Annotated in this window: 23 protein-coding genes; 13 read left to right on the top strand and 10 right to left on the bottom strand. The window is 51.7% G+C overall.

The features are described from left to right. Positions 1-3,201 carry an Ig-like domain-containing protein gene (locus Kalk_RS09260; protein ID WP_158643402.1) on the bottom strand — a complete coding sequence of 1,067 codons (3,201 nt, stop codon included), beginning with the start codon at positions 3,199-3,201 and terminating at the stop codon, positions 1-3. Between the two features lie 296 nt (positions 3,202-3,497). On the opposite strand from Kalk_RS09260, the gene Kalk_RS09265 reads away from it, so the two are divergent. From Kalk_RS09265 to Kalk_RS09280, 4 genes are all read left to right on the top strand, one after another. Continuing rightward, positions 3,498-4,868 (top strand): hypothetical protein, encoded by a 1,371-nt coding sequence (locus tag Kalk_RS09265; protein WP_101893968.1) that lies wholly within the window; start codon positions 3,498-3,500, stop codon positions 4,866-4,868. A 102-nt stretch (positions 4,869-4,970) separates the two neighbouring features. Continuing rightward, complete coding sequence (locus tag Kalk_RS09270; RefSeq protein WP_101893969.1) at positions 4,971-5,675, top strand: HAD family hydrolase; 705 nt, start codon at positions 4,971-4,973, stop codon at positions 5,673-5,675. A gap of 235 nt (positions 5,676-5,910) precedes the next feature. Further along, positions 5,911-7,089 carry a hypothetical protein gene (locus Kalk_RS09275; protein WP_101893970.1) on the top strand — a complete coding sequence of 393 codons (1,179 nt, stop codon included), beginning with the start codon at positions 5,911-5,913 and terminating at the stop codon, positions 7,087-7,089. Between the two features lie 13 nt (positions 7,090-7,102). Further along, positions 7,103-7,528 (top strand): phosphate ABC transporter substrate-binding protein, encoded by a 426-nt coding sequence (locus Kalk_RS09280; RefSeq protein ID WP_101893971.1) that lies wholly within the window; start codon positions 7,103-7,105, stop codon positions 7,526-7,528. A 121-nt stretch (positions 7,529-7,649) separates the two neighbouring features. Here Kalk_RS09280 and Kalk_RS09285 read toward each other — a convergent pair whose 3' ends face one another. Then, positions 7,650-7,886, bottom strand: coding sequence for a hypothetical protein (locus Kalk_RS09285; RefSeq protein WP_101893972.1), 237 nt, complete (start codon positions 7,884-7,886; stop codon positions 7,650-7,652). A 253-nt stretch (positions 7,887-8,139) separates the two neighbouring features. Beyond that, on the bottom strand, positions 8,140-9,144 hold the full coding sequence (locus Kalk_RS09290) for a helix-turn-helix domain-containing protein (protein WP_101893973.1): 1,005 nt from the start codon (positions 9,142-9,144) through the stop codon (positions 8,140-8,142). Positions 9,145-9,261: 117 nt separating this feature from the next. Between Kalk_RS09290 and Kalk_RS09295 the strand changes: the two genes are divergently transcribed. The 5 genes from Kalk_RS09295 to Kalk_RS09315 are packed head-to-tail and all read left to right on the top strand — an operon-like array spanning position 9,262 to position 14,653. Then, positions 9,262-10,167, top strand: coding sequence for an alpha/beta fold hydrolase (locus Kalk_RS09295; RefSeq protein ID WP_101893974.1), 906 nt, complete (start codon positions 9,262-9,264; stop codon positions 10,165-10,167). Beyond that, positions 10,164-11,009 (top strand): SDR family NAD(P)-dependent oxidoreductase, encoded by an 846-nt coding sequence (locus Kalk_RS09300; RefSeq protein WP_101893976.1) that lies wholly within the window; start codon positions 10,164-10,166, stop codon positions 11,007-11,009. The genes Kalk_RS09295 and Kalk_RS09300 overlap by 4 nt, the downstream gene beginning before the upstream one ends. Positions 11,010-11,013: 4 nt before the next feature. Continuing rightward, positions 11,014-11,985, top strand: coding sequence for a metal-dependent hydrolase (locus Kalk_RS09305; protein ID WP_101893978.1), 972 nt, complete (start codon positions 11,014-11,016; stop codon positions 11,983-11,985). Positions 11,986-12,003: 18 nt separating this feature from the next. After that, on the top strand, positions 12,004-12,579 hold the full coding sequence (locus tag Kalk_RS09310) for a DUF523 domain-containing protein (protein ID WP_101893980.1): 576 nt from the start codon (positions 12,004-12,006) through the stop codon (positions 12,577-12,579). Between the two features lie 52 nt (positions 12,580-12,631). After that, complete coding sequence (locus Kalk_RS09315; protein WP_158643403.1) at positions 12,632-14,653, top strand: TonB-dependent receptor plug domain-containing protein; 2,022 nt, start codon at positions 12,632-12,634, stop codon at positions 14,651-14,653. Between the two features lie 4 nt (positions 14,654-14,657). Here the strand turns inward: Kalk_RS09315 and Kalk_RS09320 are convergent, their stop codons facing one another. From Kalk_RS09320 to speA, 4 genes are read right to left on the bottom strand one after another with little or no spacing between them, the layout of a single operon-like run. Next, positions 14,658-15,830 (bottom strand): iron-containing alcohol dehydrogenase, encoded by a 1,173-nt coding sequence (locus Kalk_RS09320; protein WP_199768041.1) that lies wholly within the window; start codon positions 15,828-15,830, stop codon positions 14,658-14,660. Then, positions 15,827-17,212, bottom strand: coding sequence for an aldehyde dehydrogenase family protein (locus Kalk_RS09325; RefSeq protein ID WP_101893983.1), 1,386 nt, complete (start codon positions 17,210-17,212; stop codon positions 15,827-15,829). The genes Kalk_RS09320 and Kalk_RS09325 overlap by 4 nt, the downstream gene beginning before the upstream one ends. A gap of 16 nt (positions 17,213-17,228) precedes the next feature. Further along, positions 17,229-18,638 carry a glutamine synthetase family protein gene (locus Kalk_RS09330; protein WP_101893985.1) on the bottom strand — a complete coding sequence of 470 codons (1,410 nt, stop codon included), beginning with the start codon at positions 18,636-18,638 and terminating at the stop codon, positions 17,229-17,231. A 42-nt stretch (positions 18,639-18,680) separates the two neighbouring features. Continuing rightward, positions 18,681-20,573: a biosynthetic arginine decarboxylase gene (speA, locus tag Kalk_RS09335; protein WP_101893987.1), complete on the bottom strand. Its 1,893-nt coding sequence runs from the start codon at positions 20,571-20,573 to the stop codon at positions 18,681-18,683. 298 nt (positions 20,574-20,871) lie between these two features. On the opposite strand from speA, the gene speE reads away from it, so the two are divergent. Beyond that, positions 20,872-21,735: a polyamine aminopropyltransferase gene (speE, locus tag Kalk_RS09340; protein WP_101896266.1), complete on the top strand. Its 864-nt coding sequence runs from the start codon at positions 20,872-20,874 to the stop codon at positions 21,733-21,735. 11 nt (positions 21,736-21,746) lie between these two features. Here the strand turns inward: speE and Kalk_RS09345 are convergent, their stop codons facing one another. From Kalk_RS09345 to glnK, 3 genes are all read right to left on the bottom strand, one after another. After that, positions 21,747-22,226 (bottom strand): DUF4124 domain-containing protein, encoded by a 480-nt coding sequence (locus Kalk_RS09345; protein WP_101893988.1) that lies wholly within the window; start codon positions 22,224-22,226, stop codon positions 21,747-21,749. Positions 22,227-22,449: 223 nt separating this feature from the next. Continuing rightward, entirely contained in the window at positions 22,450-23,685 is a 1,236-nt protein-coding gene (locus Kalk_RS09350) for an ammonium transporter (protein WP_407656823.1), read from the bottom strand. Positions 23,686-23,773: 88 nt separating this feature from the next. Beyond that, positions 23,774-24,112, bottom strand: coding sequence for a P-II family nitrogen regulator (gene glnK, locus Kalk_RS09355; protein ID WP_101893992.1), 339 nt, complete (start codon positions 24,110-24,112; stop codon positions 23,774-23,776). A 332-nt stretch (positions 24,113-24,444) separates the two neighbouring features. Here glnK and Kalk_RS09365 point away from each other — a divergent pair, with 332 nt between their 5' ends. The 3 genes from Kalk_RS09365 (at position 24,445) to Kalk_RS09375 (ending at position 26,176) form a co-directional block, all read left to right on the top strand. Beyond that, complete coding sequence (locus Kalk_RS09365; protein ID WP_101893995.1) at positions 24,445-24,702, top strand: accessory factor UbiK family protein; 258 nt, start codon at positions 24,445-24,447, stop codon at positions 24,700-24,702. Between the two features lie 98 nt (positions 24,703-24,800). Further along, positions 24,801-25,211 carry a PA2779 family protein gene (locus Kalk_RS09370; protein WP_233716859.1) on the top strand — a complete coding sequence of 137 codons (411 nt, stop codon included), beginning with the start codon at positions 24,801-24,803 and terminating at the stop codon, positions 25,209-25,211. After that, positions 25,208-26,176: a PA2778 family cysteine peptidase gene (locus tag Kalk_RS09375; protein WP_101893997.1), complete on the top strand. Its 969-nt coding sequence runs from the start codon at positions 25,208-25,210 to the stop codon at positions 26,174-26,176. The genes Kalk_RS09370 and Kalk_RS09375 overlap by 4 nt, the downstream gene beginning before the upstream one ends. Positions 26,177-26,210 lie beyond the last annotated feature (34 nt).

Below are 26,210 nucleotides of genomic sequence, written 5' to 3' on the forward strand. Positions count from 1 at the left end.
CTAAAATGCCCAAAAATCTCTGAAGCTTGGAAAGTTTCCTCGGCGCAGCTGTGATTCCTCACGCTGATAACCGCCGGTTTCGGCATCAATCAGTTCATCTATTTCAGGCGCAGCGTTGGGGTCTGCAGGCTGCACATGGGTGTCGGCTTTACCCAAAAGCACGCCATCATGATCATTCAATATACCGTCCTCATCCCGATCCAGCGCCAACCGTCGACCATTGCCCGGCGGCGCACACAGGTAAGTCAAGTTGTTACCCTCCTGTGCAGCGATTGAACGCAATTGAAGATCACTGATCGGCGCAGACAACATATTGCCTTCATAGAACAAACCATCCTCCGCCATCAGCCAGGCTTTTGTGCTACCTGCAACCATGCCATGCACCACCAGATCACACTTGGGCTTTTGCTGACTGTTGCCATCAAGATGGGCAAGGGCCTGCTCTATCATCATATCAACACGCTCGTGTGCACTTTGCTCCACATCTGTGTTAAGCGTTTGCTGTTGGCCCACTATGGGTGCCAGGCCGGTGGGAACAGCCATCACATAATTGATGGTGGCATCCAAACGATCGTCGGGCACATGAAATACATTCAGGGATAGGAATGATCTCAATGTATCGGCTGCTCCATCGTGAGAAAAACCATACCCGGTTACCTGATCCCCCATAAAGCGACTGGTTGGGGTAGTGTATCGGAAATGTTGACCAAACATGCCCACGCGGGTGTACACATTACGCAGATGAGCAACCTTCATATCCTGCGACGTTTCTGTACCCTCGAAACTCATCAACGTACCCGTACCAAACCGCTCAATTGATGGGTTGATCTCATGGCATTCATTACAGGTAACCATGGCTACATTGCCTGTCTGCGGGGCAGGAAAGCCAGTAGTTTTCACATTGAAGAAAGTATCCTCACCCAGCTGTTGCTCTGCCGTGAGCGAGTCATCAAGGTTGCGAATCGGGCTGGGCGGGTAACGCAACTGCAATACAAAATCAGCAAAGGCGTTCATTTGCTCTTCAGTGGGTTCACTGGCCCGGCCTAACAACTCAGGAAACGCGCCCCGAAATTCTTTAAATGCCGCTCGCTCTAAAGATTCACCGTTAAAGCGCTGGCTGCCAGTTCGATCACCTCGCCAATGTTGCGGCCCTTGAAACTCCATGCCACGCAAAGATTGTGTCAACATAGGCCCCTTAAGAGGATGATGTACACGTATTGCGTTCATACGTGCAAAGAAATTCACGTAATCACGGGGGTTATAGGTCCAGACTCCATCGGGGTTACCCAGGTTCCAGGCAATACCATCCATATCCCCGAACAAATGACAGCTACCACAAGCTGAATCTCCACGGCCGGAACTGAAACGGGCGTCGTATAAAAATGGCCGCCCTTCAACGATAAAGTCAGGCTCCGGGTTATACATGGTTACATGACTGACTTCGGCATGACTTGTTGTATCAATAACCGAAATGCCGTTGTCAAAGCGGGTGAGCACAAACAATCGATTATTGGCTTCATCCAGCACCAGCCCACTGGGTCCGCCTCCGCTAACCTCAATGTGCGCATTTTGATCCGGCGTGAAGCGGTTCTCTTCCAATGCAGCCACATCGAACATTCCTACTTTGGCAGAGCCAAAGGCTGCCACATAAAGCGTGTTTCCGCCGCTATCAATCTGCATTTGCAAAGGCAGCGCCAAGCTACGAGCGTTTTCGTCAGGGCTGCCATCTGGATTGGCATCCGAAAGATGAGTGTTCAACTCCCGAGGCAGCACCTCCCCTTCTTTGATGACCGTTATTCTGTTTTCAATAAACCGCCCGCGCAAGGTCTGCACATCACTTCGCTCACCACGCCCCTCAAACCGCAACTCATTACGCGCTTCAAGGTTGCTCACATAAAGTGCTCCGCTTTTTGGATTAACTGCAATATTAAAAAGAGCGTTCCCCACATGGGCATACTGTTGCGTCACCGCAGGTTGCGCCGCCATGGCATCAATTTCAAAAACATCGTAATCCGGCAAATCAAAATGAATAAACCGGCTCCAGTCTGTGCCGTAGTAATCACGCCATCTACGCCCATCGTAACGGGCAATAACCCCTGTATTGGGGGCTCTGACACCGTTAGCATCCTCTTTGGGCCCTGGCTTTCCGTATGCGGTACTCAGCTTGCCAAACAAACGATAATTATGTGTAGCAATGCTGGATTGATTACCGGATTTGTAGATACCCGCATAAACCCGAGCACCATCCGGGCTGACCGCCAACCCCCGCGGCGGCATACCAAACAGAGTAACTATATTAAGAGGCTCATCCGATGAACTTGTAGCATCAAATACCCACACATCCGCCCGCCCGATACCGGGCGTGAGCGGTGCAAAGTCCACTGGGGAATTTTGTCCGCGATGGGCGCTTGCGATAAACGCTCGTTGTTTTTCAGGGCCTGCAAACACTATATCCTGGGGCTCATCACCCACCTGAAGCACCCGTGTCACGTAAGGCTCCGCAGCAGCCACATTCACGATGGCCACATTATCTGACAAGGTATTGACCACCCAGGCCTCATTATCGTTGCGCAAGGCGATAGCAACAGGTTCCAACCCTACCGGCACACTGTGTACATGCTGAGGTTGCTGCTGTGACACATCGTATATTTCCAGCTTGCCATCCGGCGTGTTCAGCGCATACAAACGTGTAGCATCAGAGTTCAATGCCAACGGACGCACCTGACCACTTTCAAACAAGGTATACGACCCCTCCACCTTGATATCGATAGTGGCTTCGGTTTCACCATCCACACCATCACTCACCCGAAAGCGGATTTCATCAAAACCGGTGTAACCTGATTGCGGCGTGTAGGTCAGATTAGGTGCTGCGCCCTCTAGTGTCCCATGCAGTGGCCCGTGAAGAATGTCGAACTGAAGTGGCTGATCCAGCTCTCCTTCTGCCAGCTTATGGGTGGCCTGAAGTGTGATATCGATGCTGCGATCGCGCAGCGTCGTTACGCCATGTGATTTCGCCTGAGGTATGTAAAACGGCGAATCATTGGCTCCCACATCGATTCGCTCTGCTACCGCAGGAATGCTCAGCACTACCTGCAAAAAGCTTTGCCACAAGTCTCCAAATAGTGTGCCTGGCCCACCAGCACTTGCCGCAAACGTTGACCCAGAGAAACTTAAAAGCAGCACCACACATATCTTTCTCATGGCAAATTTCCTTTCTTGTTTTTATAGATTGATAATTTTTTAACCACTAATCCCATCATGACCATTGAACTGGGTTGCGCGACGCAGCGCTTGTGAAATAAGGCCAAACAGAAGGGCGCCCTCCTATCATTATCGATATTTTCCATCCCACCCATGACAACGGCCACTTCACCCCGCCAATTTCGCCGCGAATCAGGTTGGCATTCAAAGACAACAAAGAGGATTGTACGGTCATTGTGGGTAGACGATTGCCACCAGACAATAATGTTCGAAATGCTCAGCAAGGGAATACGGACATGAATAAAATAATAAAACGAGGATTGATCTATTCCGGCTTAGCTACAATCGCATTAGCGTGCGGAGCCGCTGCGCTTACCCCCGCCTGGGAAAGGCATTATGACCATCACACCACCATTACAATGACCCCCTCTATAGATCATCAATCGGTGTATGTTCTACAAAGTACCGCCTCTGACCACCCCAACCATCTTGAACAGATTGATTTAAGTGGCAACGTCACGAGAACATTCGAGGTTCCCGGAGTAGGCAGTACACTAAAGCCTATCGCACTTTCGGAACGCACTCTTTTTCTGAAAAGTGCATCGCCTATCGCTACAGCCAGTATGTACATCGACCTGGAATCTTCCACCACGCGGCCAGCCTTTCCCGCGGAGTTTACTTCCTCACTGCAAAGCTTAAACATTAAATCAACATTCGTTCAGGATGATGGTGATCTGGTGTTTCACGCCGCCGCAATATACCGAGATGAATACCGAGAAACGCAATTGTTAGGGCATCTGCACGAGTCAGGCTCATTCACCTACACAGCGTTACCAGAACAGGTTGCAAGCATCAGCTTCATCAGAATGGGCAACACGACGGGCTACATCACCAGAGGCACTTACCGTGCCGACTATACAGAAAGTTCGGGCTTGCGAAGTTTTATTCAGTTTCTTGATGCAGACTTAAATACCACTACTGAGATAAACCTGAGTCAACTTTTCATCATGAAAGCAGGCTTTAATGATCGCGCCTATGGTTATTTCAGCAACAGAGGGCAGAGCCCCACTTATGTTTTCATTGATATCGATGGCAACGAGCTACCTGACCATTCGAGTTTCTCAAATCGAGAGTTTCTGAATGGTGAACGCTATTTCTATACCTATCCGGCGCATGCCTACGCAGACATGGAATTCTGTCGCCACGATTATACTTTACAACTGATTAATTGCTTTACTATCCCCACACTGGGCACCATTGCAATGCTTGATGTTACGACTGATGACAGCATCGGCATAAGCCAATATCGTACCGGTGAGCAGATCCTTGGGCTGAATATTTCCTTTGCCGAGTTTGATGGTAGCTTGCTGGGGTCTGGCAACTTTCCTGGCATCTACGACATTCGCTATTATCACCGCACTTATTCTCCTCAAGGAAAGTTGATACTCAATGGCCGAGCGGAGCCCTATATTGAGAAAGGCAACATGAAGTGGTGTGATGGCTGGCATGGCGAATCCTATCCCTGCCTTGCCCCCGACACCTATACAGCAGGGGTCTGTAATCTATATGGCGCGACATACCTGAACCAATCACAATTAATCAGCGCCCAGCGTTGGTGTGACCCCAACACCGAAAACACAACCCAAATCTCAATGTGGCAGCAGTAATAGAGCGTTCCTGGCACCAATTTTTTGCAGCGGTGTCAGGAATGCAGTACCCTCCTCCGGACGTTGAATTTAACTCACCGCCTGCGTGCCGGACACAACCCCATGATCAAATTAATAACCTTTGATTTAGACAACACCCTCTGGGATATCGACCCGGTCATTATTGAGGCCGAAAAAGCCATGCGCCTATGGGTGGCAGAGCATGTGCCAGAAGCCGTTGCCCAGCTGGAAATGGATCAACTCAAGCAAACCTACAGGCATATCTTGAACCAACACCCGGAAGTGGCTCACCACCCCACCAATTTCCGTAAAAAATTGTTGTATCAGGTATTCACTCAAGTCAGCCTTTCCCATGACCACGCCACTGAAATGAGCGAAAAAGCATTCGAGGTGTTCTACCGAGGGCGCAACAAAATCACGCTGTTCCATCAGGCCGAAGACATCCTGCAGGCCCTCAGCAAACAGTATCCGTTGATCGCTCTTACCAATGGCAATGCCAACCTCAGCATGATCGGAATAGATGGGTATTTTCAGGCGCACTTTTCTTCTGAAACCGAGGGCAAACCCAAACCCCACCAAGCCATGTTTGAGCGAGCACTGTCATTTGGAAAGGTTACCGCCAATGAGACCATACACATCGGCGATCACCCAAAGGAGGATATAGAAGCAGCAAGCAAGCTTGGATTTAACACAATATGGTTTAATGAAAATGGTCGACAGGATCCCGGCCTGTGCAGCCCCACGGCTGAAATTCATTCGCTACATCAATTAACCGCAGCGGTAGCAAACATAGCAACGGCTACTTAGAATATTTTAGAATATAAAGTACACCCCCACAGTACGCACATAGCCTCCCCATTACCAACAACCTTACCTTTCTTTTTTATCCTATTGAAATATCTATAGTTTAGGCTCCTTTGGGGAGCGTTCTGCTTGTTTATCATATTCAGTTAATTCAATCAGTTAGCCCTGAGCAACATTTGCTCTTTAACGGTGCTTGTCTAGTCTCAATTATGCGCACAAAAATAAAGGGATACTGGATATGAATAAAGGAATGATTAGATTAGGCCTTCCGTGCCTGCTCACCGCCCTGTCGCTCCCAACCTACGCAAACGAAATAGACGACCTGAAGCAACGCATCAGCGACTTGGAAGCGAAGGTGGAGAAATCCGACAAAAAGAATAAACGCAAAATTGATTCACTGAAAGATGACTTCAAAGAGAGCAAACAGCAGCTTCGTGTCAGTGGTTTTGGCACCGCCGGAGTCACCAAGTCAGACTCAACCTTCAGCACATCCGATCGAGAATTTACCGAGGAATTCAACTACAGTACTGACACCAAAGCAGCGGTTCAGCTTGACTACCGAATGGATGAAAACTGGTCTGCCACTATTCAGCTTATGGGGCGTGCATTTAATGAATGGGATACCAAAACCGAATGGGCATTCATTAAATATAAGTACAACGAGCAACTTGCATTCCGTGCTGGCCGCCTGAGATTACCCTTCTATTACTATTCAGAATCTCTGGATGTAGGCTTTGTCTATCCCTGGGCACGGCCACCGATGCCTTATTACGTTACTTCGATTTCAAACTATGAAGGGTTCGATGCCAACTACCGTTTTGCCACTGGCGATGTCACACATGAAGCGAGTTTGCTAGTCGGCGCTACCAAAGGAACCCTACCCAATGGACTTTCCATTAGCTTAGAAGACATGTGGGGTGGCAGCTATCAGGCAAATTATATGGGCTTTGGCATTCGCCTGTTTGGCATGAATGCAGATGCCGATCTCGACTTCGGTGGCGCATTCGGCCTGAATGAAGAAGCGGATCGTGTTGGCTATTACTCCATCGCCGTAAGCTATACCGGTGAAAACCTGTTTGCACTGGTCGAAGGGAGCCGTTCTGACACTGAAATGGTTTTAGTTCGAACCGCCGAATCAGCTCAAGCCACTGTAGGTTATAAATGGGGCCGCTGGACGCCCTATGGAAGTTACTCCTACAGCCTTTCTTTAGCTGACGGCAAGCTATTGGGCGGTGCGGTCTTACCCCCTGCAAAACTGGACAACTCAACATTTGGGCTAGTCTTTGAGGCTTCCACTCAGGTGAACATCAAATTTCAGTATGATCACCTCTACAACATCGGAGGGTCCAATCCAAACTTCAGTGGGCTCAAGGAAGGAACCGACGTCTACACCATCAACGTAAATGCGATTTTCTAGGGAGGGATTCGTCATGATTAAATCATTTATTTCCGCTGGTCTTATCAGCATGATTCTCTCCACTGTCGCTAACGCTGAAGTGGTTTTGATCGCCAACAGCAACCTGCCAACCAACAGCATTGATAAAACCCTGGCCGGTAACGTGTTTCTTGGCAAAGCCTTTGCCTTACCGGACGGCACTCGGCTGATTCCTCTGGAGCGCCCCAAGGATGAACCCATCAAGGCGGCCTTCCATGAAAGTGTCACCGGCAAATCAATTGGCCAACTCAACGCTTATTGGTCACGGTTGATATTTACCGGTAAGAACGCTCCACCCAATGAGGTAGACGATGATGAAGAGGTGATTGAGCTGATCCTGGCCAATCAGAATCTGATCGGCTATATCGATAGCGCGTCACTGAGTGACGGTGTCAAAGTGGTACTCACCGTCGGCAACTGAATATAACTTACCAAACAGGTGCAATTAAACTGCAGGCAAAAAAAGCCCCGGAATCTTCCGGGGCAATTCAATCTCAAATACTGCAATCAACAAGAGTGTTAAGGCTGAAACCTTGCCGTCGTTAGATGGGGCGGCTGCCATAATTGGATTCGGGCTTGCGAGGGGGGTCGGTTCGCAAATCTTTTTCGATCTGCTTAATCTCACCACCACCACTTAAAAACTGCTTCATGTCCTCTTCCAGCCTGCGGCGCTCTGTTTCGCGGGAGCTCAGGGAACGATCACGGCCATCATCAAAGGTAATGACGTTGCTGGAATCATCGTTACTGTTGTCTGTATCGGTATGGTTGTTATAGCTCATGTCTCTGTCCTCAAAATCGACTAACCCCAAGAGGTAAAGATATTTATAGTCCACCTAGAGAACTTTGCTAACTTATTTATGAAAATATCCATCTTAAATTTTTCTATAAAATCAGGAATCTATGACCAATATTTCTAAAAGGTATTAAGATCAAACCTTTGGCTATGGATAAGGTGCTTTTTATATCCCGGAGCCGGAAAACTGGTTAAAAATCAACCTTATAGATCTATCCATGCCCCGTTTCGGGTCATGGCTACTGCCGCCACTGGCTGGGGCTCATGCCGCAATGCTGGCGAAAAGCACGGGCAAAATTGGCGCTATCCTGATAGCCCAGACGCAAGGCTATTGAGGTAATACTGTCATTTCCGGACACTAAATACTGTTTCGCCAACGACATTTTTACCTCAGTCACTAAATCCCGCCAACGCACACCTTCCTGCAACAGATGTCGCCGTAAAGTGCGCTCAGACACATGACGCTGTTGCGCTAACTGCTCCAGTGAGGGCAAGGGCGGGCCAGCCTGCAGCAGCGATTGCCGCAGCTCCTCAGGCATCCCTCCAGGGCGAGGAATCGCCGTCATCAGCGCCTCGCACTGGCGAATGGCATGTTGAAACGCTTGCTCATTGGCCAGGGCCAAGGGGTAACTCAACAGTTTGGTCGGAATCGTCAGAAGCAGCTCCCCACCACCATAGTGAATACTTACATCCCGGAAAGCGCTTAAAGAGTCTACATCGTAACGGGTTATGTCATAAGGCAAGTGGGCGCTCACCTCCTGCCACGGCTCTGGATAGAGAAAGCGCCCCTGTATATAAATAGAAGATACCGTAGCATCCAGAATGAATTGGCGGGTGGGTTCCTGCATCGACTGTGTCGGCACAATGCGCAGATGACTGTAATCAGGGTGCTCCTCCACCCACAGATCCGTAAGCGGCATGACCAGCGGCTGAAAGCGTTGAGCCACCCGTAAAGCCTCCCCCAAAGTGCTGGCACACAACCCTGCATAACCGGTCACACCATGGGCTGACAGGTTCAATCGCTGCCCCAGCAACATGCCTAACGAACGATCCCCCGTGGCGTTCACTGCCCAATTCACCAGCGCCTCCACCTGCGACAGGGTAAGAAAATCGTCCTGCTGAGACACTGCAAATTCTTTGGGCAAGCCCGCCACAACAAGCGGCTGGCACAGATCCAGCCCCCGCTCACTTAACAGGCTTAATAGAATTCGAAAATAGCGGGCTGGAATATAGGCGGTAGACATGGCGAATACTGTCCGATAATGACTGATGATTGTCAATCGGGCACAGGCGCGAACGGATTGAACGGCGCTAGTCTTGATTAGTTACTAAAATCATAACAAGACTACAGAGGGAAACCCATGAAGCAGTACTTCGTTCCAGCCGGTGAAGCCGCCATCTGGGTGAGCGAATGGGGTCACCGGGATAACCCAACCTTGCTGTTCGTGCATGGTTTTCCAGATGATCACAAAGTCTGGTCTGCCGTTATTGAACAACTGGAAGACCGCTACCACATACTGGCGCTGGATTTGAGAGGTGCCGGAAGCAGCACACGGCCAGAAGGTCGCGATGCCTATAAGATCAATCGGGTAATTCCTGACTTCGCCGCCGTCATCGACCACGTTGTACCTGGCAAACCCGTGCACCTGATCGGCCACGACTGGGGTAGCTCCCTGTGCTGGTCGTTCGTGGCTAACCGGAAATTTTCAGAGCGCCTTGCCAGTTACACGAGCCTGTCCGGCCCTCACGTGGGCCTGTTATGGCAATGGATCAACCAGCAGCTGCGTTCCGGTCGCCCGTCTGCTATTCGTAAAGCCATCGGCCAGCTCTCCCATTCCTGGTATATCTTTGCGTTTCACATTCCCAAATTACCGGAAACCTTGTTCAGTCAATTGGGCACCTGGATCTGGCCGCTGACCATGAAACAAGGAGGCGTGCCGGAGAACGACGAGTACCTGGAACACAGTGCGGCAGAAATCAAAAGCGTGTCGGTCAACACCATTGAGCTGTATCGACAAAACGCCTTTGCTCCGCCTGAAGTGCCCGATGCAGGCAGTATTACTGTACCGATTCAACTGATTCTGCTGCAGAACGATCCATTTATCCGCCCCTATATCTTCGATGATATCGAGCGTTACGCCCCCAACCTGACACGACGCACACTGGATTCCAATCATTGGGCGCCACGCTCTCACCCTCAGCAACTTGCGCAACTGGTGGATACCTATGTGCAATCCATCATCACTCAACAGGAACGCGCAGCATGACCCATTTCAAAGGTAAAGATGGCTTTAAAAACAAAGTAGCACTGATCACCGGTGCTGGCTCTGGCATCGGCCAGGCTACCGCATTGGAGCTGGCTCGCCGCGGAGCGCAGCTGTGGCTTACCGATATCAACGCAACCGGACTGGAACAAACCGCCGAGCAGGTAAAGGCGCTGGGAGCCCAGTGCCAAACCTTTGTGGGCAATGTCAGCTCCAGTACCGACATGAAAAAACTGGCCAAGGCCGTACACGAACAGCACCCCGCCCTGGATATCCTGATTAACAATGCCGGTATCGGTGTGGCCGGGCGTTTTGTGGATACCACCTTAAAGACCTGGAACAAAGTTCTGGATGTGAATGTGAAAGGCGTAATGCTGGGTTGCCATGTGTTTGCTCCCAATATGATCAGCCAGGGCGGAGGCCATATCGTTAATGTGGCCAGCGCCGCCGCCTTCATTGCAGCCAAAGATATGCCCGTTTATGCCATGTCCAAATACGCCGTACTGGGCTTCAGCGAAGCCCTGCGAGCCGACTTGTATGATCATGGTATTGGTGTTTCTGCGGTGTGCCCCGGCGTCATCAACACCGCCATTGTTGCCAACACCTTATTCGAAGGCAGCGTTGGCAACAACGACACCGTCAAGAACAAGGTGGTGGAGTTCTACAAAAAGCGCAACTACACCGCAGACAAAGTTGCCCTGGGTATCATCGACGCGATAGAACACAATTTAGCGGTGCGGCCTATATCACCGGAAGCCTGGGCGATGTATTTGGCCAAGCGCTGGTTGCCCGGCGTGGTGGACTGGGTGGGCCGCCGCGATCTGCCGTTCATGGCTGCAGATTAGCACCATGAGGGTCAGCAACGCACTGAAGCGCCACTGGCATGCCCTGCGCCATCCGGATCAGGGCAGCCGCACGCCTGTGGGCATCAACATTCGCCCTCGCCAAATGGGGTTCACTCTGGAATCAGGCTATCGTAATAACTGGGCCAAGGGCGACCCCATAAAAACCAGTTTTTTAAACGCAGTGTCCTGCATTCTGCCTATGGGCGAAGATTTTTTTCTTAAAACCATGCGCAACTATCGCAGCATGATTCGTGATGATCGATTACAAAAAGACGCTCGTCATTTTTGTGGGCAAGAAGGTCACCATGCTTTTGAGCATCGCAAATTCAACCAGCTCCTCGCAGACACCTATCCACGCCTCGAATCACTGGATAGAGCGTACCAGCGGATCAACGACTGGATTCTGTCTAAGTCCAGCCCGGCACTGCAGTTCAGCTATACCACAGGTGCCGAGCATCTGACCTCTATCTTATCTCACGCCTTCTTAAGTGATGCAGAACGCTGGATAGATGATTACGACGAGATCGCCGCCATGCTGATCTGGCATACCGTAGAAGAAATCGAGCATAAATCAGTCTGCTTTGATGTATTCCAGCACGTGGATGGACATTACGGGCGACGTCTATTCGGATTTGCCGTGTTGAACTTATGGTTAAGCAGCGCGGTGGTTTCACGCCAACTTTATATGTTGCAGGTAGAGGGCCTGCTTACCAAGCCAGAAACATGGCGACACCTGCTGAGCTTCTATCTGGGCATTTATAAAGACAACAAACCAGGCATTGTGCCCATGCTGATAAATGACTGGCTGCAATATTTTCGACCCGACTTTCACCCCTGGGAAGTGGATGATCGCCACCTTATCCAGCACTGGCTGACCTACGTCGATACCAGAAATGATCCTCGCAGCGTGCCCCTGCAAGGTACAACACAGCAAAATACCCCACCGCGTTACGCCACTGTTGCCCTGGCTGGCTAAGTCTTTCTACAATGGGCTATGGACAGCCCCGAACCAACATCAACTGACACAGCGTTACCGACGCCACAACAAACCTTGCCCTTGGTCGGCATCAGCAGCTGCCTGCTGGGAATGCGAGTGCGTTACGATGGCCAGCACCGACTGCAAACCGGCATACAAGCCCATGTATCCCCTTATGTGACCCTGCTACCTCTGTGCCCGGAGAGCATGGCTGGAATGGGAATCCCCCGCAGACCGGTTAACCTGATTGAAGTAAACGGGCAGATCAAAGCCGTGGGCCGAGATGATCCTGAACGGGATGTAACAGAACGGCTAAAGACCATGGGTAGGATCATCGCCACCACCTATCCTCATCTGAGCGGCTATATTCTGCAAAGCCGCTCACCCAGCTGTGGATTCCACACCACGCCAATTCACAATGAAGACCAATCCGTTGTTCTACGCACAAACGGCCATGGCCTGTTTGTTGAAACCCTGTTACACGCCATCCCCGACTTACCCATCCTTGATGACACCCAGCTCACCCCCACGACAATTCAGGAATTCTTGGACAAGGTTACCGCCCGAGCCCTGGCGTTCGCCAATCAAGACTAAACAACCTATACTGAAGCCTTGTATTACCACCACCGTTCAGGGAGAGAACAGGGTGAAACCCCGCGCCATACCACTTGCCTGCTTATTCGCTTATGCTCTCACCGTTGCAGAGCCAAGCCAGGCGAGCAATCTCTTTGAGCTGGATCTGGAGGAACTGTTACAGATCAGCGTCACCGGCGCGACCCTGACCGACTCTAACTCGCTTCAAGCACCCGCAGCCATCACCCTGTTCAGCCGAGCGGACATCGCCACCATGCCGATCAGCACGCTGGATGAATTGATGAATTATGTTCCGGGCGGGCAAGCCTACCGCACCACAGACATGAGCAATCACCAACCTTTTTCACTTCGCAGCAAGCGCTCTGGAAGCAGCACATCAGAGCTACTGATTCTGGTGAATGGTGCACGCATAGACAATCCATTCTCTGGCGGCATCACCATACCCTATCCAGCCATACCACTGGCCAACATCGACCGAGTAGAAATTATCCGTGGCCCGACTTCATCGCTTCATGGATCAAATGCCTATAGCGGCGTAATCAACATCATCACTGTACAGAACGAAAACCGCAGCTACGGCGAAGCAGGTACAGATGATCACTACAGGCTCGGCTCCATTAACACCTTTAGCAGCAGCACACTCAAAGGCTCGCTGTTTTTGGAAGCCCAAAAGGATAACGGGCAAGCGTTTTCGGTTATGGATCAATTTGGTGACGGGCAGAGAAACACTCGCGACCAATACTCAACACTGGACGCAAATCTGAGCCTAACACTCGCAGAACGCACCCGCGTGCAGGTATTGGCAAACGAACGCGAAGTGGATGGATTTTATCTTTTGGGGACCGTAGACGATCAGTACAACCAATGGGAAACCCATTACTACAATATCATGCTGGAACATAAAGCCACGTTTCTAGACCAAGTGGAGACCACATTGCAACTGGGCTATGTGCGCAACGAATACGAAGCAACCAGCAGAGCCATCACCCCAATAGAAATAGGCACCATAAGCACGCCCACCAGCGATGCGCCACTGTTAATTCACCCCACAATAGACACCCAGGAAACCTGGGCACGGCTTTTTAACAATTGGACACTGGACGAACAGCGTAGCATTCAGGTGGGGCTTGAGTATCAGAACACCGATGTGATGAAAGCATTTACCGCCAGCAATTATGATCTGGGTGCGCTCGCAAGCTTCACCTTGCCCATAGCCTACTTTGATAATATGGACTATCGCATCGACGCAGTGTCGCGCTTTGAAAAAGAGCGCAACTATGGTGCCCTTTTGCAATGGCAGGAAACATTCTCAGATCAACTGCAACTTACCACAGGAATACGTTACGACTCGTACTCTCTATCAGACGAGCAAGTCAGCCCCCGACTGGGGCTCGTCTACCACCAAAATGAAAACAACACCTTCAAACTACTGTACGGCAGGGCGTTCCGCGCACCGAAATATACAGAATTACTGACTGCAAATAACGGCATCATAGAAGGCAACGAAGATCTCAAGTCAGAAACGGTTGACACCTTAGAGGCGATCTGGCTCAATCACTGGCAGTTCTCCACCTTGGCAGTCAGCCTGTTCCACAACACATTCCAAGATCCTATCATTCAAATAGTAGAGGACAACATACGCAAGGTTGTGAATGCAGAAAATACGTCAAGCGATGGCGCAGAACTCGAGCTGCTATGGAAGGCCAACGCTTCACTGGCAATTCGGGCAAACGCTGCGATCGTGTTTAATCAGCCCGACATTGATCGCAAAGAAGCAAACCGTTTGTTTTCAATAATCGTGGATTACAAGATATTTGATTGGAATCTGAACCTATCGTCGCACTATGCTGATCAACGCGAAACTCGATACGATGATGAAGTTAAGCCTTACGACAGCTACTGGCTAGCAAATATAAAAGCGATGCGATCAATGCCAAATGGGCTATCACCCTATATTGAAATACGTAATCTGGCGGACGTGACTTACTCTACACCGGCATCCTCCTCAGCCCCACAGCAGGGAACGCCGAATCGGGGCAGAGAGTTGAGACTTGGATGCCAATGGAACTACTAACAGATCATAGGCTTCCAGAAACTGCGCGAGTAAACAGGTCACGGTATTGCTCCGCACTGAAGGCAATAGGATTCCCTCCGGCTGCGGCATCCGCCACAGACATCTCGCCAACTTTCCGTGCCTGACTGTCATCGATATTCAGCGCATTCAGGCTATGGGGTATACCTACCTCAAGGCGCAGTTGCAACACCCAGTTTAGGAAGCCATCAAAGCTCGGTTGCGATAGATCCAGATAGCGAGCCAAGCGCTCTAGACGATGTTCAATTACCGATTGATTGGCTTTCAGTACGTAGGGCATCAGTATAGCGTTCAACATGCCGTGATGAGCATCGTACAAAGCCCCCAAACTGTGAGCAATGGCATGCATGGCACCCAGCCCCCGCTGAAACGCCGTTGCCCCCATGGCAGACGCCACCAGCATATTCGTACGCGCCTCCAGATCATGGCCATCTGCAACCGCTCGTGGTAAAAATTCTTTTACCAAACGAATACCCTCAAGGGCGATACCTTCTGCCATAGGATGATAAAAATTAGAGCAGTAGGCCTCCAAGCTATGGGATAACGCATCCATTCCGGTAGCGGCGGTCAGAGGCGCAGGCAACCCCGTGCTTAAAGAGGGATCCAGGATCACCTTGGCAGGCAGCATGTCAGGATGAAAAATGATTTTCTTCACCTTATTGGCCGCGTCAGTAATCACTGAAGATCGCCCGACTTCCGAGCCGGTTCCAGCCGTGGTAGGTATAGCAACCACCGGCACCATGCCATCTACATTTACCCGTAGCCAATTATCACCCACATCTTCAAATGCCCATATGGGCTGGCTCTGACCCACCATTAGGGCGATAGCCTTGCCTGCATCCAAAGCCGAGCCCCCTCCCAACGCAATCACACCATCATGATGGCCCTGATGAAACACGCTGACACCAGCATCAACGTTGGCGGAAGTTGGATTGCCTTTCACCTGAGAAAACACGGCAAGCTGTAACCCCTGCTCAACGCAGTGCTCCGTTATCTGCTTTGTCATTGGCAATGCAGCAAGACCAGGGTCGGTCACCAACAACGGGGCCGTAACGCCCAGTTGCTGGCAGCACTGCACAACCTCGCGCCAACGGCCATCGCCAACCAGCACCGAAGTGGGATAATTCCAATTCACATGAAAGGACTGCATCGAATTCATACTCGCTTTAGATGAAAAGACTTTGGCCGCGTTACGCTTTCAAACCCTACCACCGACAAGGTGCAACCTCGCCCTGACTGTTTAACGCCTGTCCATGCCAATGCTGGATCCAAATAATCACAACGATTAATAAAAAAGGTTCCTGTCTGCACCTGCTCGCCGATGGCAATGCCTGCACTTTCATCGGCAGTGAATACGGCTGCAGTCAACCCAAAATCAGAATCATTCATCAGGCGCACGGCCTCCTCATCATTCGCCACCTTTTGCACACCGACTACAGGGCCAAATGATTCTTCTGTCATCACGCGCATACTGTGGTTTACATGGGTAAGCAGCTGTGGCGCCAAATAGGGTGTGCCTGCCTGACTCATTGCAAACCGGGATTCATCAATACACCCACGGGCACCTTGGCTGATGGCTTCTTGAATCTGCTGCCTGACAAAATCGGCTGCACTGGTTTTCACCATCGGGCCTAACGTGGTGTCCGGTTCATCGGAACGCCCCAGGACATATTGATTGACCAATGCCACTGCCTGCTCAACAAATTCATCGTGCACTGCTTGATGCACATAGATCCGCTCAATACCACAACAACTTTGACCTGAGTTGAAAAACGCACCATCGACCAATGTTGCCACCGCATAGGGAATGTCCGCGTCGGCGCGCACATAGGCCGGATCTTTACCTCCCAACTCCAGGCCCACCTGCTTGAAGTGACCCGCTGCAACCCGCTCCACCATTGCACCACCGCTGACAGAGCCGGTAAAGGCGATCTGATTGACCGCAGGATGTGCAATCATGGTTTCTGTATCGGCATGGGATAAATGCAGAAATTGGAACACCCCGGCTGGAAACCCGGCGCTGACAAACGCACTGTGCAATTGCTCGGCACATAATGGTGTCTGCGCGGAATGTTTCAGAATCACCACGTTCCCTGCCAACAAGGCAGGAATAATGCTGTTGATCGCCGTAAGGTAGGGGTAGTTCCAGGGCGCAATCACCAATACCAACCCCAGCGGCTCGCGCTTGATGTAGCGGGTGAAGCCAGGCTTATCCTTAACGGTGATATTTTGCAGAGCACCCGGAGCCGCTTCAATCATATAGCGGGCACGCTCGGCCAATCCACTGACCTCGCCTTTGGCATACCGCATCGGGCGACCCATTTGCCAGCATATTTGATGGGCAATCTCATCAGCATTGGCCTCAAAGGCGTCCACCATGGCGGCACATAATGATTGTCGCTGAGCCAGCGGTGTGCGCTGCCAACCAACCTGTGCCAACTCTGCCCGCGCCAGCGCATCATTGATCTCATGCTGACTGGCATGATGGCGAGTGGCGTAGACACTGCCATCAATCGGTGAGATCACATCAAATTCGCTCATGGCTTGCCTCTGCTGGTTAGATGATTTCAAAATAACGTTTCAGCTCCCAATCCGTGATATGTTTGCGGAACTCCTGCGCTTCCCATAGGCGCGTAGCAGCGTAATGCTCCACGAACGGCGCACCGAATAACGCCTTCGCCACTGCCGAACCGGCCAGTTTTTCTGCTGCCCGATCCAAGGTTACCGGTAATGCCAGATAGTCGGGGAATGTCTGCTCGTAGGCGTTGCCTTTCACCTGAGGCTCCGGTTGCAATTGTTGTTCAATGCCCATCAAGCCAGAACCCAGCGCGGCAGCCAATGCGATATAAGGGTTGGCATCCGCCGAACCAAACCGAAACTCCACCCGCTGGGATTTCTGGGAGCCTGGAATAACCCGTAATGAGGTTGTGCGGTTCTCCACTCCCCAAGTGGCGTGAGTGGGTGCCCAAAAACCGGGGATCATGCGGCTATATGCGTTTACGGTTTGTGCATACATCGCAGTAAGCTCCGCCATGTACTTCTGCTGGCCGGCCACAAACTGGCGCTGCAGCTCACTCATATTGTGCTCGGCACCGGCCTGATGAAACACTGACTGGTGGCTCTTATCCTGCAACGAGATATGAATGTGGCCGCTTTGACCTGGATAATCGTTGGACCACTTCGCCATAAACGTGGCCATCATCTCATTGCGCTGCGCCCACACCTTGGTGAACGTTTTGAACAGCAGGGCCTTATCTGCCGCATTCAATGCCTCATCTACGGCGATGGCCGCTTCCAGCACACCGGGGCCGGTTTCTGTGTGCAGGCCTTCAATCGGAATATCCATGATCTCACCCAGCTCCAACAGATCCTGGTATAGCTCAGCATGCACGGAATTACGCAGGGTGGAGTAGCCAAAAAAACCGGGGGTCAGGGTATTTAGATTCTGGTAATGCTTTTCACGTACAGATTCGGGGGTTTCGTTAAACAGAAAGAATTCGTATTCGAATGCAGCCTTAACATCAAACCCCATGGCACAGGCCTTGGCCAAGACTCGTTTCAGCACGCCACGGGGGCAAAGTTGTTCGGCTTCGGCGGTGAATTCTGCCAGAAAGAACAACATACCCGGCTCATCATATAGATCTCGACAGGTGGAAGGCACAACCCGCACCGGCGCATCCGGATAGCCGGTTTGCCAACCGGTATACTGAATACCCACTCCCTCATACAGCTGATCATTGGAATCCCAACCCAACACCACATCGCAAAAACCGAAACCGTTATCCAGGGCGGAAAAGAACTTTTCCCGACTCATGTACTTCCCGCGGATCACGCCATCCAGGTCGGCCACCCCGACTTTGACATGGGTCAGCTCACGATCCTGAACAATGGCTTTGGCCTGCTCGATGGTCTGCACGGTACGCGGATCGATCGACGGGCCTCCAGCGGAACGGGTGGGCTGGGTCATGTGCATTCTCCTTAAAGCCGTTGACGGGTGCCCCCGATTATCTTATTCCAGATAAGTGTAGCCTGTTAAACCTTCCCGCAACTCTTTCAGGAACACAGCCTGTTCGGATCGGCTCAGATCGGTTAATACCAGCTGCTCATGAATCTGTTGTTGCAGCAACATGGTATCGAACTGCACATAACGCAGGATGTGATCTACCGTGTCGCCTTTTAACGTGTTGAGGAACTGAAAACCGCCCTTTCCATCCAGGGCAATATCCACCGCATCGGTGTCACCAAACAGGTTGTGCATGTCACCAAGGATTTCCTGATAGGCTCCCACCATAAAAATGGCCAAAGACATTCCCTGCTGATCATTCCATTCCGGCAACGGCAGGCTGCTCGCCAAATCGTGGGTATCCACATACTGATCAATGCGGCCATCGGAATCACAGGTGATATCCTGCACGACACCGCGGCGACTGAGGGGCTGATCCAACCCGGTTATGGGTAGCACAGGAAACACCTGATCAATGCCCCAGGCATCGGGAATGGACTGAAACAGGGAAAAGTTCAGGAACACCTTATCGGCGAGTTTTTCATTCAGCTCGTTGAGGATATCCTGATGAGCACGGGAGGACAGATCCAGCTTGCCCCGCAATACTTGGCAGGCCGCCCCGTAAATCTGCTCGGCCTGTGCTTTGTCCTGCAGGCTGAACACGCCGTGAGTGTACATGTCCTGGGCCTCACCCAACCGGTACAACACTTCGTGGTACAACTCGGATATTGAACTGCTGCGGGTGGCTGCCTCGATTTCGTGGTAGCAACGGGCCAGCTCCTGCAGCACCACCGGCGAATCCTCCCGGGGCTCTTGAGGGCGATTGGCCGCAGGGCTTTCCACGCCGATGACGTTGCTCACCAGCACAGCATGGTGGGCGGTCAGCGCACGGCCTGATTCAGAAATCACATCCGGCAAGGGCAGGTCATCCTGAGAGCACACCTCACGCAGCGCCAACAGGATGGTGTAGGCGTATTCCTCCATGGAATAGTTCATGGAGCAGAAACTGCGGGAACGGGTACCTTCGTAATCCACCCCCAAACCACCCCCTACATCCACCACGTTGACATGGCAACCGGCCTGACGCAGCGCAGAATAATAACGGGCGGCCTCTTTCATGCCTCGCTGAATATCACGGATATTGGAGATCTGAGAGCCCAGATGAAAGTGCAACAATTGCAGGCGATCCAACGCATTGTGTTGTTTAAGGGTATCGATCACGTCCAGGATCTGGGTAGCAGACAGGCCGAATTTGGATTTTTCACCTCCGGTATTCTGCCAGTTGCCTTTACCGATGGAGCTAAGCCGGGTGCGCAACCCGATACGAGGCTGCACTTGCATGGCTTTGGCTTCATCCAGCACCAGCTTCAACTCGGTCATTTTTTCCACCACAATGTAGACCCGACGGCCCATTTTTTCGCCAATCAGGGCCAGGCGGACAAACTCCCGATCTTTATAGCCATTGCACACAATCACGGAATTGCCGCGACTCATGGCCAACACGGCCATCAATTCAGGCTTGCTGCCTGCCTCCAGGCCTACACCACAGCGCGCATCGTCCACGCCGCCGTTGTAGATTTCCTCCACCACCCGGCGCTGCTGGTTCACTTTAATCGGATATACCGCAGTGTAGTGACCGGTATATTGCAGCGTATCCATGGCTTTAGAAAAAGCACCACTGAGTTTGGCCACGCGATCTCGCAGAATGTCCACAAAACGCATCAACACCGGGGTACGCATACCCACTTCCTGTGCAGCAGCCAGAATCTCCTGTAACGGGACGCGCGCATCGCCAGTGCCCACATCCACTAAACCCTGCTCGTTGATATCAAAATAGCCATCGCTCCAGTTATCAATGCTGTAAGTTTCGCGGGCGGTGTCGATTGTGGTGTTGGACATGGGGAATCGGTTCCAGAATTGCTAATGTGAAATGAGTGATGGTGGGCTATGGGGCTATTGTAGACCCAACTGCCCCACGCCTGAAGCGTTGTCTTTAGAATGGACAGCCAATACCACACTGCTCGTTATCATAGCCTGCAGCGGGCCATGAAATTTTCATCTGGAATCGGCATAATAGGGCGCTGCGATGAACGGCTGTATTCAGCACATAAAAGCGCTTGGTTATAGCGGGTTTTTGGGTTATTTTCCTCGCCGCGCACCACCCTCTAAACAGCCCAACCACCGGGAGCTAAACAGCATGACTGATCCGTCCAAACAGACCTGGTTCACCGAAATTTTTGGCGATGAAGGCACCTCTTTCGGCCTCGAAATCACCGAAAAATTGCACGAGGAACAAACCCAGTACCAGTTCCTGGAAGTGTATGACACCAAAACGTTTGGCAAGCTGATGGTTTTGGATGGCTGTGTAATGCTCACCAGCCGTGACAACTTCCTCTACCATGAGATGATGTCCCACCCGGCCCTGTTTACTCATCCCAACCCGAAAAAGGTCGCCATCATTGGCGGTGGCGACTGTGGCACGCTGCGCGAGGTGTTGAAACACCCCGGTGTGGAGCGATGCACTCAGATCGACATCGATGAAAAAGTAACCTGGGCATCCCAGCAATGGTTCCCGGAGCTGTGCGATGCCAACGATGATCCCCGCGCTGAACTGCTGTTTGATGATGGCATTGCCTGGGTTAAGAACTGTGCTCCCGGCTCCATGGACGTGATCATCATCGACAGCACCGACCCAGTGGGCCCGGCAGAGGGGTTATTTGCCGTGGATTTTTACAAAGACTGTCTGAAGGCGTTAAAACCAGAGGGCCTGCTGGTACAGCAAAGTGAATCACCACTGCTGCACAGCGACAGCATCATCAAGAAGATCCATCTGGACATGGCCGATGCGGGCTTCCAGCAGTGTCATACACTGCCCTTCCCTCAGCCGGTATACCCTACCGGGTGGTGGTCGTGCACGATGGCCAGCCCCCACGGCTCTGTCACGCATTTTCGCGAATCCGATGCCGCTGCCAAGGCCTTTGAAACCCAGTATTACAACCTGGAAATCCATCGCGGCGCGCTGGCCATGCCTGAGTTTATGAAACGGGCTCTGAGCAAGTAAGACGGTGGGGCTCAAGCCCCGCCACATTCCTCTTTATACTGCTGCTTAAGACGAACACGATAGGCATCTGCTTCCTGATCGGACATGTACTGCCGGGTGCCATCTTCCTTTTCATCGTAAAAATGCGTGTATTGGTCAACGTAGCTGAGGCGGTTTTTAAAACGGGTGCAATATTGCTCGCGCTCCTTGGCTTCAAGGGCTAACTGGGCTTTTTCCTCTTGCTTGGCCAGACGCTCCTCTTCAAGCATCTTTACCAGTTTTTTCTGCCTTGCCATACGCTCGGCATCAGACAGCTCCGGTGTGGCCGAACGCTCCTCCACCACGGGCAGCGCCAATGTTTGCACTTCTGCATTCACCGGAGCCTTATCTGAAAACTGCACTCGCCCCTGCTCATCCACCCAGCGGTAAACTTCGGCGTTGCTGTTACTGGCCATCATCACAGTCCAGCCTGTGAGCGCCAGACTGATGGCTAATTGACGGTATCCTTTCATACTGCTTCCTTTTAACACCACTATATAAGGCCGCTTACTGCGCCCCCAATCACCCAAGCATTATAAGGACGATGGAAACCTAAAGGTATTTAGCGCCGTAGTAAAATTCGCAGCAATGCGTAACGATTTACTACAGGGTGTAAACCTATTTCAGGACGGGACACCAACAACAAAAAAGGCTCCCGAAGGAGCCTTTTCATCATCAAGTCATTAGATTGACTGATTATTTACCGTTGGTGAACTCTGGATAAGCTTCCATTCCACACTCGGCCAGATCAACACCTTCGAACTCTTCTTCTTCGGATACCCGGATACCCAGTACCGCTTTGAGGATGCCCCAAACTACCAGAGAGGCTACAAATACCCAGATGAAGATGGTCAGAGCGCCGATGATTTGACCGCTGAAGGACACGTCACCGTTAGTGATTGGCACCAACAACAGACCCAGCAAGCCACAGGTACCGTGAACCGAGATGGCACCTACAGGATCGTCGATTTTCAGTTTGTCCAAAGCCAGGATGCTGAACACTACCAATACACCACCGATGGCACCGAACAGAGTAGCCTGCAGAGCAGTAGGCGTAGAAGGCTCAGCTGTGATTGCAACCAAACCTGCCAGAGCGCCGTTCAACAGCATGGTGAGATCCGCTTTGCCAAACAGCATGCGTGCAGTGACCAGAGCCGCTACCGCACCACCGGCAGCTGCGGTGTTAGTGTTCAGGAACACCATGGCAACCGCATTGGCGTTACCGATATCACCCAGCTTCAACACAGAACCACCGTTGAATCCGAACCAGCCCATCCACAGAATGAATGTACCCAGCGTCGCCAGAGGCAGGTTTGCACCGGGGAACGCGTTTACCTGTCCATTCGCGCCGTACTTGCCCTTACGAGCACCCAGCAACAACACACCAGCCAGAGCAGCAGCAGCACCGGCCATATGCACGATACCGGAACCAGCGAAGTCGGAGAAGCCCAGATCACCCAGTGTGTACATGCCAAATACTGACGCGCCACCCCAAGTCCAGCTGCCTTCAAGAGGATAGATAACGCCGGTCATAACCACCGCAAAAGCCAGGAATGCCCACAGCTTCATACGCTCGGCCACCGCACCGGACACGATGGACATTGCGGTAGCAACAAACACCACCTGGAAGAAGAAGTCAGACGCGCCGGAATAAATTGATCCACCGGTAAAGCCATCTTCGCGGGCAGCAAAATCGCCCAACACAGCGTCGACGTCAACGTCAGCGATACCAGAAAGGAACACGCTGCCGTCGTACATGATGTAGTAACCACACACCAAATACATGATGCAGGAAATGGCAAACAGGGCCACGTTTTTAGTCAGAATTTCGGTTGTGTTCTTGGATCGAACCAAACCGGCTTCGAGCATGGCGAAACCTGCCGCCATCCACATTACGAGCGCGCCGCACACCAAAAAGTAAAAGGTGTCCATCGCGTATTGCAGGTGAAAAATATTGTTTTCCACGGTCTTGCCTCCGCAAAATTAAAAAGAAATAGGCATGGATTTAAAAGTAAAACGTTTAGATCGCGTCGGTACCGGTTTCACCAGTACGGATGCGAATCGCCTGTTCCAGAGGCGTCACAAATATTTTGCCGTCACCAATTTTTCCTGTATTGGCGGCTTTGCTGATGGACTCGATCACCTGATCCAGCAGATCATCAGAAGCGGCTACTTCGATTTTGACTTTAGGCAGGAAATCCACCACGTACTCTGCACCGCGATAAAGCTCGGTGTGTCCTTTCTGACGACCAAAGCCTTTCACTTCGGTGACAGTAATACCCTGCACCCCAATTTCAGACAGCGCTTCACGCACGTCATCGAGTTTGAATGGTTTGATTACGGCTGTAACCAGTTTCATATGAACATCTCCTATTAATGCTCGAAAGCGATAAATTGCTACGGTCCCGTCATTCGCAAATCAGTGCAAACGCCCAGCATGCTGCCCAATCGCGGAACATGCTTAGGAGTTAGCACAAACCATGCCTATTAGTTTTAATTGCGATGAATCAATGTGTTAACCATGAAATACAATGGTTTCACTGCCATGACCACCCCATTATAACGCACCAAAACAAGGCGTGCTGCGCTAAATGGAGGCCTCATATTGGTGCAGAGGCAATTGAATGCAGCATTTTGGTACCAGCCCAACGGGCCGTGATAAACTACTGCCTTGATCATGTAGGAGGCATCATGAACCGTCAGGAAAACTTAGTAAACCGCATTCTGGAACTGGTGCAGGATCGTCTGCCGCAGGATATCGGTGAACTGGGCCAGGATTTGCGCCACAACCTCTCCTCTGTCATCAAGGAATCCTTGTCCCGCATGGATTTGGTGACCCGTGAAGAATTCGATATCCAGACCAAAGTGCTGGCCCGCACGCGACAGCGATTGGAGGATCTGGAAAAACAAGTATCCGAACTGGAACAAAGCAGCACCGATCAAGCTTGAGTTCGGCATGTTGAATAAAAGTAACCGATTGAAGCTATCATCTATATAATCAGCTTCTAAAATACACCAACCTCTTTACCGATATAAGGGAGATCCATGTGAGCCGATTCACCGCACTCCAACGCACGACTGCCCGCCTGCTGGCGGTCACCATGATGATAACCGGGCTGCTAAGTGCAACTGCGCAAGCTGCTATGGTATCCACCCATGAGCTGGTTAACAGCGAAGCACAACAAATGACCCGCACCCAGGTGCTGTCAATTCTCGACAAAGAAGAAGCACGCAGCACCCTGCTTAACTTGGGCGTAAACCCGGCTGAAGTGGAAGCCCGTATCGACAACATGAGCGCCGAAGAACTGCAGGCCTTCAGTGAGCAGGTAAATACCATGCAAGCCGGTGGCGGTGTGGTCGGTGTCGTCGTGCTGGTATTCGTGATCCTGATCGTGCTGGATCTGTTAGGTACCACGAACATATTCCCCGCGATCAAACCCATCAACACCGGCGGATGAAACCGTTTGTTTTAGGGCTCAGCTTGCTGCTGGCGGGCTGCGCCCTGAACTCCAAACTATTGCTCTCCCCTGCCGTTCAACAACAGATCACGCCAAAGACCGAGATCACGGCCACTCCGTTTATTCGACAAGCAGACTTTCAATGCGGCCCCGCCTCTCTGGCAATGGTGCTGAACCTGTACGGCATGACAGTCACACCGGAGCAACTGGCCGCCCATGCGTTCACCCCTAAGGCAGAGGGCAGCTTTCCGGTAGAACTGGATATGGCAGCACGTCGCCAGGGCTTCGTCAGCTATCCGGTCCGCTCCATCGATGGGCTATTGCAGGAGGTGAATGCCGGACATCCGGTGTTGATACTGCAGAATCTGGGGGTAAGCTGGTATCCTCAGTGGCACTTTGCTGTTGTGATCGGTTATGACCTTGAACAGCAACTCGTGATTCTGCGCTCTGGCGACCAGCCCAGACGCCAGACTCCCCTGCGCCTGTTCGACACTACCTGGCAACGCAGTGAGCGCTGGGGCAGAGTCGTGCTGCCACCACGGACTCTACCTGCCACCGCACAACCTCTGAACTACATACAGGCCATTACCCGCCTCGAGAGCGCCAAACAGCTTACCGCAGCACAACAGGCTTACAGAACAGCAGTGAGCCGCTGGCCCGAAGAGCCTTTGGCCAGATTTGGCTTGGCCAATGCGCTGCTGCAGGATGCGCAGGCTCAAGCTGCCATTACCGAGTACTCCATCCTGCTTCAACAACAGCCCACCATGGCAGAGGCCTGGAACAACTACGCTTACGCGCTGCATGCTTACAATTGCGTGCAAGAAGCCCAGCGCGCCGTGCAGTGTGCTCTGCACTTGCAGCCCAATAACACTGCGTTTAAAGACACAGCCACCGAACTCGAACACACCAATCCGCCTACCCACGCAAACTGCCCCAGCTTGCATTGCGCGCAGCCTTCATTGTAACTGGTGCTTCACCATCTCTAGAGGCTATAGTTAA

This window comes from Ketobacter alkanivorans (genome assembly GCF_002863865.1).
GTDB lineage: Bacteria > Pseudomonadota > Gammaproteobacteria > Pseudomonadales > Ketobacteraceae > Ketobacter > Ketobacter alkanivorans.